The following is a 17650-nucleotide window of genomic DNA, read 5'->3' on the forward strand; positions in this document are numbered from 1 at the left end:
GAGGCACACAGCCGCGGACCGAAACGACCGAAAGGACCCGCCCATGCCCACCCTGCCCTGGACCGCACCGAACCCCCCGTCACCGTCCGCCGAGGTCCACGTCTTCGCCTCCCGCTTCGAGACCCGCACCCTCCTGGGAGCGCTCCTGTTCCTGGTCCGCACCCCGGGGGTATGGCGGCAGGTGGGCCGCGCCCCCGGCGCGTACGGGGCGTCCCTGAAGGCGGAACCCCTCAAACGGACCTTCTGGACGCTGTCCGCCTGGGAATCGCCCGGGGCCCTCAAGGACTTCGCGCGCTCGGACCCCCACGCCCCCGCCTCCCGGAAACTGGCCGCGCAGATGCGGGACGCCAGGTTCGCCACCTGGACGGCCGCCGCTGACGACCTCCCGCCGAGCTGGACGGAGGCGCGGCGGCGTCTGACGTGAGCCACGCGCGCGTGCGGCGGGCCGCCCCGGCCGACCGGCCGGGGCGGCTCCCGTGGCACCGGGCTGCCGGCGCCGTCTCGTAGTCTTGGGCGCGTGCAGGAACTCCACGACGCCCCGCTCGCCCCGCTGACCACCTTCCGGCTGGGCGGCCCCGCGACCCGGCTGGTCACCGCGACGACGGACGACGAGGTGATCGCGGCCGTCCGCGAGGCCGACGACACCGGCACCCCGCTGCTGCTCATCGGCGGCGGCTCGAACCTCGTCATCGGCGACAAGGGCTTCGACGGAACCGCCCTGCACATCGCCACGCGCGGCCTCACGCTCGACGGCACGGCGCTGGAACTGGCCGCCGGCGAGGTGTGGACCGACGCCGTCGCCCGCACGGTCGAGGCCGGCCTCGCCGGCATCGAGTGCCTCGCCGGCATCCCCGGCTCGGCGGGCGCGACCCCCATCCAGAACGTCGGGGCGTACGGCCAGGAGGTCTCCGCCACGATCACCGAGGTGACCGCGTACGACCGCCGGGCCCGCGAGACGGTCGTCCTCACCAACGCCGAGTGCGCCTTCTCCTACCGCCACAGCCGCTTCAAGGCCGACCCGGAGCGGTACGTCGTGCTGCGCGTCCGCTTCGAGCTGGAGGACGCGGACGGCCTGTCGGGCCCCCTGAAGTACGCCGAGACGGCCCGCGCCCTCGGTGTCGCGCCGGGCGACCGCGTACCGCTCGCCTCCGCCCGCGACACGGTCCTGAAACTGCGCGCCGGCAAGGGCATGGTCCTGGACCCGGAGGACCACGACACCTGGTCGGCCGGCTCGTTCTTCACCAACCCGATCCTCACGGACGCCGAGTTCACCGCCTTCCGCGCCCGCGTCCGCGACCGCCTCGGCGACGGCGCGGAGCCGCCCGCCTACCCCGCCGGCGAGGGCCGCACGAAGACCTCCGCGGCCTGGCTGATCGACAAGGCGGGCTTCACCAAGGGGTACGGCACGGGCCCCGCCCGCATCTCCACCAAGCACACCCTCGCCCTCACCAACCGGGGCGGGGCGACCACGGAGGACCTGCTCGCCCTGGCCCGCGAGGTCGTCGCCGGCGTCCGCGACGCCTTCGGGATCACCTTGGTCAACGAGCCGGTGACGGTCGGCGTCAGCCTCTAGCCGCACCACCCGGAAAGCGGTCGGTACGCCACGCCCACGCCGAACCCGCACAGGCCGCCGCGGGCACTCCGACCCCACCGGAGCCGTACGGGCGCCGCAGGCCCCGCACCACCGCCGAACGGCCCCGTCCTACCCGCGGTCGGGCCCCGTCCCCGCCAGCCACCCGTCGATCCCGGCCAGCAGCTCCTCCTTCACGTCCTTCGGCGCCGCCGACCCCCGCACCGACTGCCGGGCCAGCTCGGCGAGCTCCGCATCGCCGAACCCGTGGTACCGCCGCGCGATCTCGTACTGGGCGGCCAGCCGCGACCCGAACAGCAACGGATCGTCCGCGCCGAGCGCCACCGGCACCCCCGCCTCGAACAGCGTCCGCAACGGCACGTCCTCGAACCTCTCGTACACCCCCAGCGCCACGTTCGACGCCGGGCACACCTCGCACGTCACCTCCCGGTCCGCCAGCCGCTTCAGCAGCCGCGGATCCTCCGCCGCCCGCACCCCGTGCCCGATCCGGTCGGCCCCCAGGTCGTCCAGGCAGTCCCGCACCGAGGCGACACCGGCCAGCTCACCCCCGTGCGGCGCCGACAGCAGCCCTCCGTCCCGCGCGATCGCGAACGCCCGATCGAAGTCCCGCGCCATGCCCCGCCGTTCGTCGTTCGACAGCCCGAACCCGATCACCCCCCGGTCCGCGTACCGCACCGCCAGCCGCGCCAGCGTCCGCGCGTCCAGCGGGTGCCTCATCCGGTTCGCGGCGACCAGCACCCGCATCCCGAGCCCGGTCTCCCGCGTCGCCGACTCCACCGCGTCCAGGATGATCTCCATCGTCGGAATCAGCCCGCCCAGGCGCGGCGCGTACGACGTCGGGTCCACCTGGATCTCCAGCCACCCCGACCCGTCCCGCACGTCCTCCTCCGCGGCCTCCCGCACCAGCCGCCGGATGTCCTCCGGCTCCCGCAGGCACGAGCGCGCCGCGTCGTACAACCGCTGGAAGCGGAACCAGCCCCGCTCGTCGGTCGCCCGCAGCCGCGGCGGCTCCCCGCCGGTCAGCGCCTCGGTCAGCGCCTCCGGCAGCCGTACTCCGTACTTGTCGGCCAGTTCCAGGAGGGTGGCCGGCCGCATCGAGCCGGTGAAGTGCAGGTGCAGATGGGCCTTCGGCAGTTCAGAGAGATCACGTACGTGCTCCATCCGAGGATCCTGCCGCACGCCCCCGCCGCCCCGGTAGGGCTTTCCCCGCATGTGGCTCTGCTCGCACGAACACACGAACACACGAGGACCCCCACCCCTCGACACGCGGACGTGGAGAGGCGGGGGTCCCGAGGCCTCCGGACGGGTCAGTCCCGCGCCTCCGCCAGCAGCTTCTGGATCCGCGAGACGCCCTCGGCCAGGTCCTCGTCACCCAGCGCGTACGACAGCCGCAGGTACCCCGGCGTACCGAACGCCTCGCCGGGCACCACCGCGACCTCGGCCTCCTCCAGGATCAGCGCGGCCAGCTCGACCGTGTCCCGCGGCCGCTTGCCGCGGATCTCCTTGCCGAGCAGCCCCTTCACCGAGGGGTAGGCGTAGAACGCGCCCTCCGGCTCCGGGCACACCACGCCGTCGATCTCGTTGAGCATCCGCACGATGGTCCTGCGCCGCCGGTCGAACGCCTCGCGCATCCGCGCGACCGCCTCCAGGCCCCCGGAGACCGCCGCGAGCGCCGCCGCCTGCGCCACGTTGGACACGTTCGACGTGGCGTGCGACTGGAGGTTGGTCGCGGCCTTCACCACGTCCTTCGGGCCGATGACCCACCCGACCCGCCAGCCGGTCATCGCGTACGTCTTGGCCACGCCGTTGACCACGATGCACTTGTCCCGCAGCTCGGGCACGAGCGCCGGCAGGGACGTGAACCGGGCGTCGCCGTAGACGAGGTGCTCGTAGATCTCGTCGGTCAGCACCCACAGCCCGTGCTCGACGGCCCAGCGGCCGATCGCCTCGGCGTCGGCCTCGCTGTAGACCGCGCCGGTCGGGTTGGAGGGGGAGACGAACAGGACGACCTTCGTCCTCTCCGTGCGCGCCGCCTCCAGCTGCTCGACCGAGACCCGGTAGCCGGTCGTCTCGTCGGCGACCACCTCGACCGGCACACCGCCGGCCAGCCGGATCGACTCCGGGTACGTCGTCCAGTACGGCGCCGGGACGATGACCTCGTCACCCGGGTCGAGGATCGCGGCGAAGGCCTCGTAGATGGCCTGCTTGCCGCCGTTGGTGACGAGCACCTGGGAGGCGTCGACCTCGTAGCCGGAGTCGCGCAGCGTCTTCGCGACGATCGCGGCCTTCAGCTCGGGCAGGCCGCCGGCCGGGGTGTAGCGGTGGTACTTCGGGTTCTTGCAGGCCTCGACGGCCGCCTCGACGATGTAGTCCGGCGTCGGGAAGTCGGGCTCACCGGCGCCGAAGCCGATCACCGGACGCCCGGCGGCCTTGAGGGCCTTGGCCTTGGCGTCCACGGCCAGGGTGGCGGACTCGGAGATCGCGCCGACTCGGGCGGAGACCCGGCGCTCGGAGGGAGGGGTTGCAGCGCTCATGGGGCCATCGTTCCAGACCGGAAACCACCCCGGCACACGGGTTTCACCCACTGAACACCCCGGGTGCAGACCGGGCAAACTCCCGGACACCGGTCCGGAACCGGCCCGCGGCCGGGTCGATCTTCGGCCAACGATCCCCCGCGGGACGAATCACGTGTCTGTTCCGTTCGACGACCGGCCGCAGACCACGTACACTCTCACCTCGTTGGCCTTCAGCAGTCCGCGCCCGATCGATGCACGCCAGGCATCCGGGGGGATGCGGTACGTTGGGGGGCACACAAAGGGTCGTAGCTCAATTGGTAGAGCACTGGTCTCCAAAACCAGCGGTTGGGGGTTCAAGTCCCTCCGGCCCTGCTACACACACCTTCGCCAGGATGTGTGCGCATGTACGTACAGCAATGCAACGCCGTGCGGCTCAGACCGGGCGCGGCACGGCCACGACCCGGAATCAGGTGAGGACGAGTGACGGACGCCGTGGGCTCCATCGACATGCCTGATGCCCAGGACGAGGCGCCGGACTCTCAGAAGAAGACCCGCAAGGGCGGCAAGCGAGCCAAGAAGGGCCCGCTGAAGCGCCTCGCGCTCTTCTACCGCCAGATCGTCGCGGAGCTCCGCAAGGTCGTCTGGCCCACGCGCAACCAGCTGACGTCGTACACCACCGTGGTGATCATTTTCGTCGCCGTCATGATCGCTCTGGTGACCGTGATTGACTATGGACTCAGCAACGCCGCCAAGTACGTCTTCGGCTGAGCCACCTGCGAAGGGCGCCGTGATACCCGGCGCCCGTTTCGCGTGTTCCACCCCCATGTATCCAGGAAGAAGCAGCCACCGTGTCTGACCCGAACGTGAACGACGCCATCGAGCCGGTCGAGTCCGTCGAGGACGAGCTCGGCACCGTCGAGGGCGCGGACAACGAGGACACCGAGACCTCCGCCGAGGTCGAGGCTGTTGACGTCGACGCGGACGAGGCCGCCGGGGCGGAGGCCGAGGACGGCGGCGAGGGCGACACCGGCGAGGAGGGCGAGGCCGAGGAGGCGGAGCCCGAGGCCGCGTCCGAGCCCGAGCTCGACCCGGTCGAGAAGCTCCGCCAGGAGCTGCGCGGCCTGCCCGGCGAGTGGTACGTCATCCACACCTACGCCGGCTACGAGAAGCGCGTGAAGGCCAACCTGGAGCAGCGCGCCGTCTCGCTGAACGTCGAGGACTTCATCTACCAGGCCGAGGTGCCCGAGGAAGAGATCGTCCAGATCAAGAACGGCGAGCGGAAGAACATCAAGCAGAACAAGCTCCCGGGCTACGTCCTGGTCCGCATGGACCTGACGAACGAGTCCTGGGGTGTCGTCCGCAACACGCCCGGCGTGACCGGCTTCGTGGGCAACGCCTACGACCCGTACCCGCTGACCCTGGACGAGATCGTCAAGATGCTCGCCCCCGAGGCCGAGGAGAAGGCCGCCCGCGAGGCCGCCGAGGCCGAGGGCAAGCCCGTTCCGCAGCGCAAGGTCGAGGTCCAGGTGCTGGACTTCGAGGTCGGCGACTCGGTCACCGTCACCGACGGCCCGTTCGCCACGCTCCAGGCCACCATCAACGAGATCAACGCCGACTCGAAGAAGGTCAAGGGCCTCGTCGAGATCTTCGGCCGGGAGACCCCGGTCGAGCTGTCCTTCGACCAGATCCAGAAGAACTAGCCCTCCGCCGGTTCGTCCTGGACCCCCAGCCTCCGAGCAGGTCAGGTGGTTGCCTCGGCAACTGCCTGACCTGCTCGGTTTTCAGCCGCGCATCCATACCCGTTATCGTTGTGCGGTATGCCTGCGTCCGGGCTGTCCCCCGTACGCAGGCAGGACCCGAATGAAAGGACCCGGAGAGCCATGCCTCCCAAGAAGAAGAAGGTCACGGGGCTCATCAAGCTCCAGATCCAGGCCGGTGCCGCGAACCCGGCCCCGCCGGTCGGCCCCGCGCTGGGTCAGCACGGCGTCAACATCATGGAGTTCTGCAAGGCCTACAACGCCGCGACCGAGTCGCAGCGCGGTTGGGTCATCCCGGTGGAGATCACGGTCTACGAGGACCGCTCCTTCACCTTCATCACCAAGACGCCGCCGGCCGCCAAGATGATCCTCAAGGCCGCGGGCGTGGAGAAGGGCTCCGGCGAGCCGCACAAGACCAAGGTCGCCAAGATCACCCGCGACCAGGTCCGCGAGATCGCCCAGACCAAGATGCCCGACCTCAACGCCAACGACCTGGACGCCGCCGAGAAGATCATCGCCGGCACCGCCCGTTCCATGGGCGTCACGGTCGAGGGCTGACCCCAACCTTCAGCAGCAGAGGTGGCGGGGCCTGCTCGGCCCGGACCACAACTCCTAAGAATCCACAGGAGCAGTAGTGAGCAAGCGCAGCAAGTCTCTCCGCGCTGCGGACGCCAAGATCGACCGGGAGAAGCTCTACGCTCCCCTCGAGGCCGTCCGTCTCGCCAAGGAGACCTCCACGACCAAGTTCGACGGCACCGTCGAGGTCGCCTTCCGTCTGGGCGTCGACCCGCGCAAGGCCGACCAGATGGTCCGTGGCACCGTGAACCTCCCGCACGGCACCGGTAAGACCGCCCGGGTCCTGGTCTTCGCGACCGGCGACCGTGCCGAGGCCGCGCGTGCCGCGGGCGCCGACATCGTCGGCGCCGACGAGCTGATCGACGAGGTGGCGAAGGGCCGTCTGGACTTCGACGCCGTCGTCGCCACCCCGGACCTCATGGGCAAGGTCGGCCGCCTCGGCCGCGTGCTCGGTCCCCGTGGCCTGATGCCGAACCCGAAGACCGGCACCGTGACCCCGGACGTCACCAAGGCCGTCACCGACATCAAGGGCGGCAAGATCGAGTTCCGTGTCGACAAGCACGCGAACCTGCACTTCATCATCGGCAAGGTGTCCTTCGACGACACCAAGCTGGTGGAGAACTACGGCGCGGCCCTGGAGGAGATCCTCCGTCTGAAGCCGTCCGCCGCCAAGGGCCGCTACATCAAGAAGGCCGCCATCACCACCACGATGGGCCCCGGCATCCCGGTCGACCCGAACCGCACCCGCAACCTCCTCGTTGAGGAGGACCCGGCGGCGGTCTGAGCCTGAGGCTCGCCCAACCGGTTCACGGGCCCCGCACCTTCCGAGGTGCGGGGCCCGTTCCCTTTGCCGGGGGCGGACCCGGGGGGCGGGGCGCGGACGGCCGGCGCCGAGCGAGCCGAACAAATCGACGGTCCGTCCGGGGCGACGCGGATACGATCATCAACTTGCTGTGGATCAACCATGTGTCCCATGGGGGGGAATCAGAGAAGAACTTCGTAAGCCGTCCCGCGCACCGGGCGGCCGGCGCGGGTCTCGCCGCGCTGCTGCTGGCCGCCGGTGCCGCCGGGTGCGGCAAGGGCGAGGAGTCGCCCGAGATGACGCCGGCGGCGGCCGTCGCCAAGGCGGCGAAGAACACGGAGGACATCACGTCCCTCCGGTACCGGCTGAACGGCAGCGTCCCCGAGCAGGGCCGGATCGAGGCCGAGGCGTCGATGCGGGTCAAGCCCGAGGTCGCCATGAGCATGAAGATGAAGGCGTTCGACCAGGGCACCGACGGCACCGTCGAGATCCGGCTGGTCGACAAGGTCATGTACATGAGCGGCGGTGCCGCCGCCCAGGAGATGGGCGGCAAGAGCTGGCTCAAGTTCGACCTCGCCGCCATGGGCGCCGACAAGGAGCTGAACCAGCTCGGGACGGTCTCCCGGGCCGACCGGAACCCGGCGACCGAGTCCACCTTCCTCACCGGCGCCAAGGACGTGAAGAAGGTCGGCGAGGAGAAGGTCGACGGCGTCGAGACCACCCGCTACTCGGGCACCCTCACCCTGGACGATCTGCGGACCTCCTCGAAGGACGAGGCCAAGGAGACCCGCGAACGGCGCGAGAAGAGCATCGAGCAGTACGAGAAGCCGGGCGTCGACAAGCTCGCCATGGACATGCGGGTGGACGGCGAGGACCACACCGAGCGGTTCCGCATGCGCGGGGACGCCGACAAGGGCCCGCTCGACATGACGTTCACCTTCCTCGACGTCAACAAGCCGGTGGAGGTCGCCGCCCCGCCCGCCGAGGACGTCGCCACCCTGGAGGACCTGATGGCCGGCGCGTCGGCCGGCTGAGCCGCCGCAGGGGCGGATTTGCCCTGCGGCGATCCGTTCACGTACTCTCCTACAGAAGCCAAAGACCGCTGGTCGTTGCCGTGCGCTCGCATGAGGGTGCGGTGGCCGAAGGATCCGCTGAACTGCGGACGACCCGCGCAGGTGACAGTGGAGAAGCTCCCGGAAGCCGTGTGCCGCGCGCATGCGCGTGTCCGGTGGTAGCTACGCCCCGTGCGCCTGCGCCGGGGCGTTTCGTTTTCCCCAGTCCTCCTTCGGGTCCGCGCGGTCCGAATCACCCGGAAGGAGGCCGAGGCTCTATGGCGAGGCCCGACAAGGCTGCCGCGGTTGCCGAGCTGACGGACAAGTTCCGCAGCTCCAACGCCGCCGTGCTGACCGAGTACCGCGGTCTCACCGTGGCACAGCTCAAGCAGCTGCGCCGGTCGCTCGGTGAGAACGCCCAGTACGCCGTGGTGAAGAACACGCTGACCAAGATTGCGGCCAACGAGGCCGGGATCACGACGCTGGACGACCAGTTCAATGGTCCGACGGCTGTCGCCTTCATCACCGGTGACCCGGTGGAGTCGGCGAAGGGTCTGCGTGACTTCGCCAAGGACAACCCGAATCTCGTCATCAAGGGCGGTGTCCTTGACGGCAAGGTGCTGTCCGCCGACGAGATCAAGAAGCTTGCGGACCTCGAGTCCCGCGAGGTTCTGCTCTCCAAGCTGGCCGGTGCCTTCAAGGCGAAGCAGTCCCAGGCTGCCTCCGTCTTCCAGGCGCTGCCGTCGAAGCTCGTCCGCACCGTGGACGCGCTCCGTGCCAAGCAGGACGAGCAGGGCGGTGCCGAGTAATTCGGCTCGCTTTCCGATCCTCGCCGCTTGAGGCGAGGGTCGTTGCGGGCCCGACGTACGCCCGCCTTACCCAGTACATCCGGCACCTGCCGATTTAGTGGAAGGACCGCCATCATGGCGAAGCTCACCCAGGACGAGCTGCTGGCCCAGTTCGAGGAGATGACCCTCATCGAGCTCTCCGAGTTCGTGAAGGCCTTCGAGGAGAAGTTCGACGTCACCGCCGCCGCGGCCGCCCCGGTCGTCGTCGCCGGTGGTGCCGCTGGTGGCGCCGCCGCCGAGGCCGCCGAGGAGAAGGACGAGTTCGACGTCATCCTCACCGGCGCCGGTGACAAGAAGATCCAGGTCATCAAGGTCGTGCGCGAGCTGACCTCCCTCGGCCTGAAGGAGGCCAAGGACCTGGTCGACGGCACCCCGAAGCCGGTTCTGGAGAAGGTCAACAAGGAGGCCGCCGACAAGGCCAAGGAGGCCCTCGAGGGCGCCGGCGCCTCCGTCGAGGTCAAGTAAGACCTTCGCGAAGAGCGAAACAGCCCCCTAGGGCTGTAACGCGAACGCACCGAAGGGCGATCATCCATCCGGGTGGTCGCCCTTCGGCGTACCCCGCGGTGCGGCGGCGCTTGCCTTGCACCCGTGTGCGCGGGGGGTAAGGTGATCTTCGTCGTGTCTCGGGGGACCTCGGTTCGGCCAAGGGTTCGGCCGAGGAGGCCTTGACGAACCGCACGCAGCGCGCAATTCTCAGGACGCGTCGCCACAAGGATCCAATCCGAGGCATGGATCGGCGACGAAGAGGGCAGTATCAACGTGCGTTGAGGGCAGCATGCCGCAGGCGTTGAGAACAATGAGGGTCTCAGGAAAAGGGGACTGGACATCAGTGTGCCTTGTGGCTACACTGACCCTTTGCGCTGCCTGTTAGCTGCCCCCTGCCCGTCACCAGGGGTCTACCCTCACCCGAGCACGGACGACCAGAAGATCTCCGACCTGGGACTTCTGCCTCCGTGAAGGGGGAGGGGCCGGTACGCGCGTAGTGAGTCCGAGCCCTCGGAAGGACCCCCTCTTGGCCGCCTCGCGCACTGCCTCGACCGCGAATACGAACAACGGCGCCAGCACCGCCCCGCTGCGCATCTCCTTTGCAAAGATCAAGGAGCCCCTCGAGGTTCCGAACCTTCTCGCGCTCCAGACCGAGAGCTTCGACTGGCTCCTCGGCAACGACGCGTGGAAGGCTCGCGTCGAGGAGGCTCTCGAGAACGGTCAGGACGTCCCCACCAAGTCCGGTCTGGAGGAGATCTTCGAGGAGATCTCCCCGATCGAGGACTTCTCCGGGTCGATGTCGCTGACCTTCCGCGACCACCGCTTCGAGCCGCCGAAGAACTCGATCGACGAGTGCAAGGAGCGCGACTTCACGTACGCGGCCCCGCTCTTCGTCACCGCCGAGTTCACCAACAACGAGACCGGCGAGATCAAGTCCCAGACCGTCTTCATGGGCGACTTCCCGCTCATGACGAACAAGGGCACCTTCGTCATCAACGGCACCGAGCGTGTCGTGGTGTCGCAGCTGGTCCGTTCGCCGGGTGTCTACTTCGACTCCTCCATCGACAAGACCTCCGACAAGGACATCTTCTCCGCCAAGATCATCCCGTCCCGGGGTGCCTGGCTGGAGTTCGAGATCGACAAGCGCGACATGGTCGGCGTCCGCGTCGACCGCAAGCGCAAGCAGTCCGTGACCGTCCTGCTCAAGGCGCTCGGGTGGACGACCGAGCAGATCCTCGAGGAGTTCGGCGAGTACGAGTCCATGCGCGCCACCCTGGAGAAGGACCACACCCAGGGTCAGGACGACGCGCTGCTCGACATCTACCGCAAGCTGCGTCCGGGCGAGCCCCCCACGCGCGAGGCCGCGCAGACGCTGCTGGAGAACCTCTACTTCAACCCCAAGCGCTACGACCTCGCCAAGGTCGGCCGCTACAAGGTCAACAAGAAGCTGGGTACGGACACCCCGCTGGACGCGGGCGTCCTGACCGTCGAGGACATCATCGCGACGATCAAGTACCTGGTGAAGCTGCACGCCGGCGAGACCGAGACGGTCGGCGAGTCGGGTCGCTCGATCATCGTCGAGACCGACGACATCGACCACTTCGGCAACCGCCGCATCCGCAGCGTCGGCGAGCTGATCCAGAACCAGGTCCGTACGGGTCTCGCCCGTATGGAGCGCGTCGTGCGCGAGCGCATGACCACCCAGGACGTCGAGGCGATCACGCCGCAGACCCTGATCAACATCCGGCCGGTCGTCGCCTCCATCAAGGAGTTCTTCGGCACCAGCCAGCTGTCCCAGTTCATGGACCAGAACAACCCGCTGTCGGGGCTGACGCACAAGCGTCGTCTGAACGCCCTCGGCCCGGGTGGTCTCTCCCGTGAGCGGGCCGGCTTCGAGGTCCGTGACGTCCACCCGTCGCACTACGGCCGCATGTGCCCGATCGAGACGCCGGAAGGCCCGAACATCGGTCTGATCGGCTCGCTCGCCTCCTACGGCCGGGTCAACGCGTTCGGCTTCATCGAGACGCCGTACCGCAAGGTCGTCGACGGCCAGGTCACCGACGAGGTCGACTACCTGACCGCCGACGAGGAGGACCGCTTCGTCATCGCGCAGGCCAACGCGCCGCTGACCGACGAGATGCGCTTCGCCGAGGCCCGCGTGCTGGTCCGCCGCAAGGGCGGCGAGGTCGACTACGTCGGCCCCGAGGACGTGGACTACATGGACGTCTCGCCGCGCCAGATGGTGTCGGTCGCGACCGCCATGATCCCCTTCCTGGAGCACGACGACGCCAACCGCGCCCTCATGGGCGCGAACATGATGCGCCAGGCCGTGCCGCTGATTAAGTCCGAGGCGCCGCTCGTCGGCACCGGCATGGAGTACCGCTCCGCGGTCGACGCCGGCGACGTGGTCAAGGCCGAGAAGGCCGGTGTGGTCCAGGAGGTCTCCGCGGACTACATCACCACCGCCAACGACGACGGCACGTACATCACGTACCGCCTGGCCAAGTTCGCCCGCTCCAACCAGGGCACCTCGGTCAACCAGAAGGTCATCGTCAACGAGGGCGACCGCGTCGTCGAGGGCCAGGTCCTCGCCGACGGCCCGGCCACCCAGAACGGCGAGATGGCCCTCGGCAAGAACCTGCTCGTGGCGTTCATGCCGTGGGAGGGTCACAACTACGAGGACGCGATCATCCTGTCGCAGCGCCTCGTGCAGGACGACGTCCTCTCCTCGATCCACATCGAGGAGCACGAGGTCGACGCCCGTGACACCAAGCTCGGCCCCGAGGAGATCACCCGGGACATCCCGAACGTCTCCGAGGAGGTCCTCGCCGACCTCGACGAGCGCGGCATCATCCGCATCGGCGCCGAGGTCATCGCCGGTGACATCCTCGTCGGCAAGGTCACGCCCAAGGGTGAGACCGAGCTGACGCCGGAGGAGCGCCTGCTGCGCGCGATCTTCGGTGAGAAGGCCCGTGAGGTCCGTGACACCTCGCTGAAGGTGCCGCACGGCGAGACCGGCAAGGTCATCGGCGTGCGCGTCTTCGACCGCGAGGAGGGCGACGAGCTCCCGCCGGGCGTGAACCAGCTGGTCCGCGTCTACGTGGCGCAGAAGCGCAAGATCACCGACGGTGACAAGCTCGCCGGCCGGCACGGCAACAAGGGTGTCATCTCCAAGATCCTGCCGATCGAGGACATGCCGTTCCTGGAGGACGGCACCCCGGTCGACATCATCCTCAACCCGCTCGGTGTGCCGTCCCGAATGAACCCGGGACAGGTCCTGGAGATCCACCTCGGCTGGCTCGCCAGCCGCGGCTGGGACGTCTCCGGCCTCGCCGACGAATGGGCGCAGCGCCTCCAGGCCATCGGCGCCGACAAGGTCGAGCCCGGCACCAACGTCGCCACCCCGGTCTTCGACGGTGCGCGTGAGGACGAGCTCGCGGGTCTGCTCCAGCACACCATCCCGAACCGCGACGGCGAGCGCATGGTGCTCCCGACCGGCAAGGCGCGGCTGTTCGACGGCCGTAGCGGTGAGCCGTTCCCGGACCCGATTTCGGTCGGCTACATGTACATCCTGAAGCTGCACCACCTGGTCGACGACAAGCTGCACGCCCGCTCGACCGGTCCGTACTCGATGATCACCCAGCAGCCGCTGGGTGGTAAGGCCCAGTTCGGTGGCCAGCGGTTCGGCGAGATGGAGGTGTGGGCACTCGAGGCGTACGGCGCCGCCTACGCGCTCCAGGAGCTGCTGACCATCAAGTCCGACGACGTGACCGGCCGCGTGAAGGTCTACGAGGCCATCGTCAAGGGCGAGAACATCCCCGAACCCGGCATCCCCGAGTCCTTCAAGGTGCTCATCAAGGAGATGCAGTCGCTCTGCCTGAACGTGGAGGTGCTGTCCAGCGACGGTATGTCCATCGAGATGCGCGACACCGACGAGGACGTCTTCCGCGCAGCGGAGGAGCTCGGTATCGACCTGTCCCGGCGCGAGCCGAGCAGCGTCGAAGAGGTCTGACGGGAGTCCGGTCCGGAGGTTCAGCGATGAAGATCCCTGAGCCTCCGGCCGGCCCCAGGACCCCCGTATCAGACCCAAAGACTTACGACCCTGAGAGGGATTGACGCATAGTGCTCGACGTCAACTTCTTCGACGAGCTCCGGATCGGCCTGGCCACCGCTGACGACATCCGTCAGTGGAGCCACGGCGAGGTCAAGAAGCCCGAGACCATCAACTACCGCACCCTCAAGCCGGAAAAGGACGGGCTCTTCTGCGAGAAGATCTTCGGCCCCACCCGGGACTGGGAGTGCTACTGCGGCAAGTACAAGCGCGTCCGCTTCAAGGGCATCATCTGCGAGCGCTGTGGCGTCGAGGTCACGCGCGCCAAGGTGCGCCGTGAGCGGATGGGCCACATCGAGCTCGCCGCGCCCGTCACCCACATCTGGTACTTCAAGGGCGTCCCGTCGCGTCTGGGCTACCTGCTCGACCTGGCGCCGAAGGACCTGGAGAAGGTCATCTACTTCGCCGCGTACATGATCACGTACGTGGACGAGGAGCGCCGTCAGCGCGACCTGCCCTCGCTGGAGGCCCACGTCTCCGTCGAGCGCCAGCAGATCGAGCAGCGCCGCGACGCCGACCTGGAGGCCCGCGCCAAGAAGCTCGAGACCGACCTGGCCGAGCTGGAGGCCGAGGGCGCCAAGGCCGACGTGCGCCGCAAGGTGCGCGAGGGCGCCGAGCGCGAGATGAAGCAGCTCCGCGACCGCGCCCAGCGCGAGATCGACCGCCTCGACGAGGTGTGGAACCGCTTCAAGAACCTCAAGGTCCAGGACCTGGAGGGCGACGAGCTCCTCTACCGCGAGCTGCGTGACCGCTTCGGCACGTACTTCGACGGCTCGATGGGCGCCGCGGCGCTGCAGAAGCGCCTGGAGTCCTTCGACCTCGAGGAGGAGGCGGAGAAGCTCCGCGAGATCATCCGCACCGGCAAGGGCCAGAAGAAGACCCGTGCGCTCAAGCGCCTGAAGGTCGTCTCCGCGTTCCTGCAGACCTCCAACAGCCCCAAGGGCATGGTGCTGGACTGCGTGCCGGTCATCCCGCCGGACCTGCGTCCGATGGTGCAGCTGGACGGTGGCCGCTTCGCGACCTCCGACCTGAACGACCTGTACCGCCGCGTCATCAACCGCAACAACCGCCTGAAGCGGCTTCTCGACCTCGGCGCGCCCGAGATCATCGTGAACAACGAGAAGCGCATGCTCCAGGAGGCCGTGGACGCGCTCTTCGACAACGGCCGTCGCGGCCGCCCGGTGACGGGCCCCGGCAACCGTCCGCTGAAGTCGCTGTCCGACATGCTCAAGGGCAAGCAGGGCCGCTTCCGCCAGAACCTGCTCGGCAAGCGCGTGGACTACTCCGCGCGTTCCGTGATCGTCGTCGGTCCGCAGCTGAAGCTGCACCAGTGCGGTCTGCCGAAGGCGATGGCGCTGGAGCTGTTCAAGCCGTTCGTGATGAAGCGCCTGGTCGACCTGAACCACGCGCAGAACATCAAGAGCGCCAAGCGGATGGTCGAGCGCGGCCGCACGGTCGTGTACGACGTGCTGGAAGAGGTCATCGCGGAGCACCCGGTCCTGCTGAACCGTGCGCCCACGCTGCACCGCCTCGGCATCCAGGCCTTCGAGCCGCAGCTGGTCGAGGGCAAGGCCATCCAGATCCACCCGCTCGTCTGCACCGCGTTCAACGCGGACTTCGACGGTGACCAGATGGCCGTGCACCTGCCGCTGTCCGCGGAGGCGCAGGCCGAGGCCCGCATCCTGATGCTGTCCTCGAACAACATCCTCAAGCCCGCCGACGGCCGCCCGGTGACGATGCCGACCCAGGACATGGTCCTCGGTCTGTACTTCCTCACCACGGACGCCGAGGGCCGCGAGATCAAGGGCGAGGGCCGTGCCTTCGCCTCGGTCGCCGAGGCGATCATGGCGTTCGACGCCGGCGAGCTGTCGCTCCAGGCGCCGGTCGACATCCGCTTCCCGGTGGGCACCATCCCGCCGCGCGGCTGGGTGCCGCCGGTCCGCGAGGAGGGCGAGCCGGAGTGGCAGCAGGGTGACAGCTTCACGCTGAGGACCACGCTGGGCCGTGCGCTCTTCAACGAGCTGCTGCCCGAGGACTACCCGTTCGTCGACTACGAGGTCGGCAAGAAGCAGCTCTCCCAGATCGTCAACGACCTGGCCGAGCGCTACCCGAAGGTCATCGTGGCGGCGACGCTCGACAACCTGAAGGCGGCCGGCTTCCACTGGGCGACCCGTTCCGGTGTCACCGTGGCCATCTCCGACGTGGTCGTCCCCGAGGCGAAGAAGGAGATCGTCAAGGGCTACGAGGCGCAGGACGAGAAGGTCCAGAAGCAGTACGAGCGCGGTCTGATCACCAAGGACGAGCGCACGCAGGAGCTCATCAAGATCTGGACCAAGGCGACCAACGAGGTCGCCGAGGCGATGAACGACAACTTCCCGAAGACCAACCCGATCTTCATGATGGTGAGCTCGGGTGCACGAGGCAACATGATGCAGATGCGTCAGATTGCCGGTATGCGCGGTCTGGTGTCGAACGCCAAGAACGAGACGATCCCGCGTCCCATCAAGGCGTCGTTCCGTGAGGGCCTGTCCGTGCTGGAGTACTTCATCTCCACGCACGGTGCCCGTAAGGGTCTGGCGGACACCGCTCTGCGTACCGCCGACTCGGGTTACCTCACCCGTCGTCTGGTCGACGTCTCCCAGGACGTCATCATCCGCGAGGAGGACTGCGGCACCGAGCGCGGTCTGCGTCTGCGGATCGCCGAGCGCAACGCCGAGGGCGTGCTCATCAAGGCGGACGACGTCGAGACGTCCGTGTACGCGCGCTGCCTCGCCGAGGACATCGTCGTGGACGGCAAGGTGCTGGCCCCGGCCGGCACCGACCTGGGCGACGTGCTCATCGACGAGCTGATCACGCACGGCGTGGAGGAGGTCAAGACCCGCTCGGTCCTGACCTGCGAGTCCGCCGTCGGCACCTGCGCGATGTGCTACGGCCGTTCGCTGGCCACCGGCAAGCTGGTCGACATCGGTGAGGCGGTCGGCATCATCGCCGCCCAGTCCATCGGTGAGCCCGGTACCCAGCTGACGATGCGTACCTTCCACACCGGTGGTGTGGCCGGTGACGACATCACCCAGGGTCTGCCGCGTGTCGTCGAGCTCTTCGAGGCCCGTACCCCGAAGGGTGTCGCCCCGATCTCCGAGGCCTCCGGCCGCGTGCGGATCGAGGAGACCGAGAAGACCAAGAAGATCGTCGTCACCCCGGACGACGGCAGCGACGAGACGGCGTACCCGATCTCGAAGCGCGCCAAGGTCCTGGTCCGCGAGGGCGACCACGTCGAGGTGGGCCAGCAGCTCACCGTGGGTGCCACCAACCCGCACGACGTGCTGCGCATCCTGGGTCAGCGCGCCGTCCAGGTCCACCTGGTCGGCGAGGTCCAGAAGGTGTACAACTCGCAGGGCGTGTCGATCCACGACAAGCACATCGAGATCATCATCCGGCAGATGCTCCGCCGCGTGACGATCATCGAGTCCGGCGACGCCGAGCTGCTGCCCGGCGAGCTGGTCGAGCGCTCCCGCTTCGAGCAGGAGAACCGTCGTGTGGTCCAGGAGGGCGGTCACCCGGCCTCCGGCCGTCCGCAGCTCATGGGTATCACCAAGGCCTCGCTGGCGACGGAGTCCTGGCTGTCGGCCGCCTCCTTCCAGGAGACGACCCGAGTCCTGACGGACGCGGCGATCAACGCCAAGTCCGACAGCCTCATCGGCCTCAAGGAGAACGTCATCATCGGTAAGCTCATCCCGGCCGGTACGGGTCTGTCCCGCTACCGCAACATCCGGGTCGAGCCGACCGAGGAGGCCAAGGCCGCGATGTACTCGGCCGTCGGCTACGACGACATCGACTACTCGCCGTTCGGCTCCGGCTCCGGCCAGGCCGTTCCGCTGGAGGACTACGACTACGGTCCGTACAACCAGTAA

At 68.6% G+C, this 17650-nt stretch carries 13 protein-coding genes and 1 tRNA gene; 12 read left to right on the top strand and 2 right to left on the bottom strand.

Features of this window, described 5'->3' with window-relative positions; genetic code table 11:
* Nucleotides 1–43: 43 nt before the first annotated feature.
* Together ACSU6Z_RS17290 and ACSU6Z_RS17295 are read left to right on the top strand one after the other, a co-directional pair.
* The gene (locus tag ACSU6Z_RS17290) at nt 44–424 is read left to right on the top strand and encodes a DUF3291 domain-containing protein (RefSeq protein WP_437046715.1); all 381 of its coding nucleotides are present in this window, start codon (nt 44–46) and stop codon (nt 422–424) included.
* Between the two features lie 93 nt (nt 425–517).
* Entirely contained in the window at nt 518–1573 is a 1056-nt protein-coding gene (locus tag ACSU6Z_RS17295) for a UDP-N-acetylmuramate dehydrogenase (RefSeq protein WP_437046717.1), read from the top strand.
* A gap of 129 nt (nt 1574–1702) precedes the next feature.
* Here the strand turns inward: ACSU6Z_RS17295 and ACSU6Z_RS17300 are convergent, their stop codons facing one another.
* The gene (locus ACSU6Z_RS17300; RefSeq protein WP_437046719.1) at nt 1703–2752 is read right to left on the bottom strand and encodes an adenosine deaminase; all 1050 of its coding nucleotides are present in this window, start codon (nt 2750–2752) and stop codon (nt 1703–1705) included.
* 146 nt (nt 2753–2898) lie between these two features.
* Entirely contained in the window at nt 2899–4125 is a 1227-nt protein-coding gene (locus ACSU6Z_RS17305; protein ID WP_437046721.1) for a pyridoxal phosphate-dependent aminotransferase, read from the bottom strand.
* Between the two features lie 281 nt (nt 4126–4406).
* Here ACSU6Z_RS17305 and ACSU6Z_RS17310 point away from each other — a divergent pair.
* From ACSU6Z_RS17310 to ACSU6Z_RS17355, 10 genes are all read left to right on the top strand, one after another.
* Nucleotides 4407–4479 (top strand) — tRNA-Trp (locus tag ACSU6Z_RS17310).
* A gap of 108 nt (nt 4480–4587) precedes the next feature.
* Nucleotides 4588–4875: a preprotein translocase subunit SecE gene (secE, locus tag ACSU6Z_RS17315; protein ID WP_437046723.1), complete on the top strand. Its 288-nt coding sequence runs from the start codon at nt 4588–4590 to the stop codon at nt 4873–4875.
* Nucleotides 4876–4955: 80 nt separating this feature from the next.
* On the top strand, nt 4956–5807 hold the full coding sequence (gene nusG, locus ACSU6Z_RS17320) for a transcription termination/antitermination protein NusG (RefSeq protein ID WP_437046724.1): 852 nt from the start codon (nt 4956–4958) through the stop codon (nt 5805–5807).
* A gap of 180 nt (nt 5808–5987) precedes the next feature.
* Nucleotides 5988–6422, top strand: coding sequence for a 50S ribosomal protein L11 (gene rplK, locus ACSU6Z_RS17325; RefSeq protein WP_028420794.1), 435 nt, complete (start codon nt 5988–5990; stop codon nt 6420–6422).
* Between the two features lie 76 nt (nt 6423–6498).
* Entirely contained in the window at nt 6499–7224 is a 726-nt protein-coding gene (gene rplA, locus ACSU6Z_RS17330; RefSeq protein ID WP_437046726.1) for a 50S ribosomal protein L1, read from the top strand.
* A 164-nt stretch (nt 7225–7388) separates the two neighbouring features.
* On the top strand, nt 7389–8276 hold the full coding sequence (locus ACSU6Z_RS17335) for a DUF1396 domain-containing protein (protein ID WP_437046727.1): 888 nt from the start codon (nt 7389–7391) through the stop codon (nt 8274–8276).
* Nucleotides 8277–8572: 296 nt separating this feature from the next.
* Nucleotides 8573–9103 carry a 50S ribosomal protein L10 gene (gene rplJ / locus ACSU6Z_RS17340; protein WP_437017153.1) on the top strand — a complete coding sequence of 177 codons (531 nt, stop codon included), beginning with the start codon at nt 8573–8575 and terminating at the stop codon, nt 9101–9103.
* Nucleotides 9104–9217: 114 nt separating this feature from the next.
* Entirely contained in the window at nt 9218–9607 is a 390-nt protein-coding gene (gene rplL / locus ACSU6Z_RS17345; protein WP_103781429.1) for a 50S ribosomal protein L7/L12, read from the top strand.
* A gap of 547 nt (nt 9608–10154) precedes the next feature.
* Nucleotides 10155–13640 (top strand): DNA-directed RNA polymerase subunit beta, encoded by a 3486-nt coding sequence (gene rpoB, locus ACSU6Z_RS17350; protein ID WP_437046729.1) that lies wholly within the window; start codon nt 10155–10157, stop codon nt 13638–13640.
* A gap of 110 nt (nt 13641–13750) precedes the next feature.
* Nucleotides 13751–17650 carry a DNA-directed RNA polymerase subunit beta' gene (locus tag ACSU6Z_RS17355; RefSeq protein WP_437046731.1) on the top strand — a complete coding sequence of 1300 codons (3900 nt, stop codon included), beginning with the start codon at nt 13751–13753 and terminating at the stop codon, nt 17648–17650.

The sequence above is a fragment of the Streptomyces sp. enrichment culture genome (genome assembly GCF_964273145.1).
In the GTDB taxonomy this organism is placed as follows: Bacteria; Actinomycetota; Actinomycetes; order Streptomycetales; family Streptomycetaceae; genus Streptomyces.

Coding starts and splice junctions, on each gene's coding strand:
- ACSU6Z_RS17290 (WP_437046715.1), top strand. CDS start 44: ATGCCCACCCTGCCCTGGACCGCACCGAACCCCCCGTCACCGTCCGCC.
- rplK (WP_028420794.1), top strand. CDS start 5,988: ATGCCTCCCAAGAAGAAGAAGGTCACGGGGCTCATCAAGCTCCAGATC.
- ACSU6Z_RS17305 (WP_437046721.1), bottom strand. CDS start 4,125: ATGAGCGCTGCAACCCCTCCCTCCGAGCGCCGGGTCTCCGCCCGAGTC.
- rplJ (WP_437017153.1), top strand. CDS start 8,573: ATGGCGAGGCCCGACAAGGCTGCCGCGGTTGCCGAGCTGACGGACAAG.
- ACSU6Z_RS17300 (WP_437046719.1), bottom strand. CDS start 2,752: ATGGAGCACGTACGTGATCTCTCTGAACTGCCGAAGGCCCATCTGCAC.
- rplL (WP_103781429.1), top strand. CDS start 9,218: ATGGCGAAGCTCACCCAGGACGAGCTGCTGGCCCAGTTCGAGGAGATG.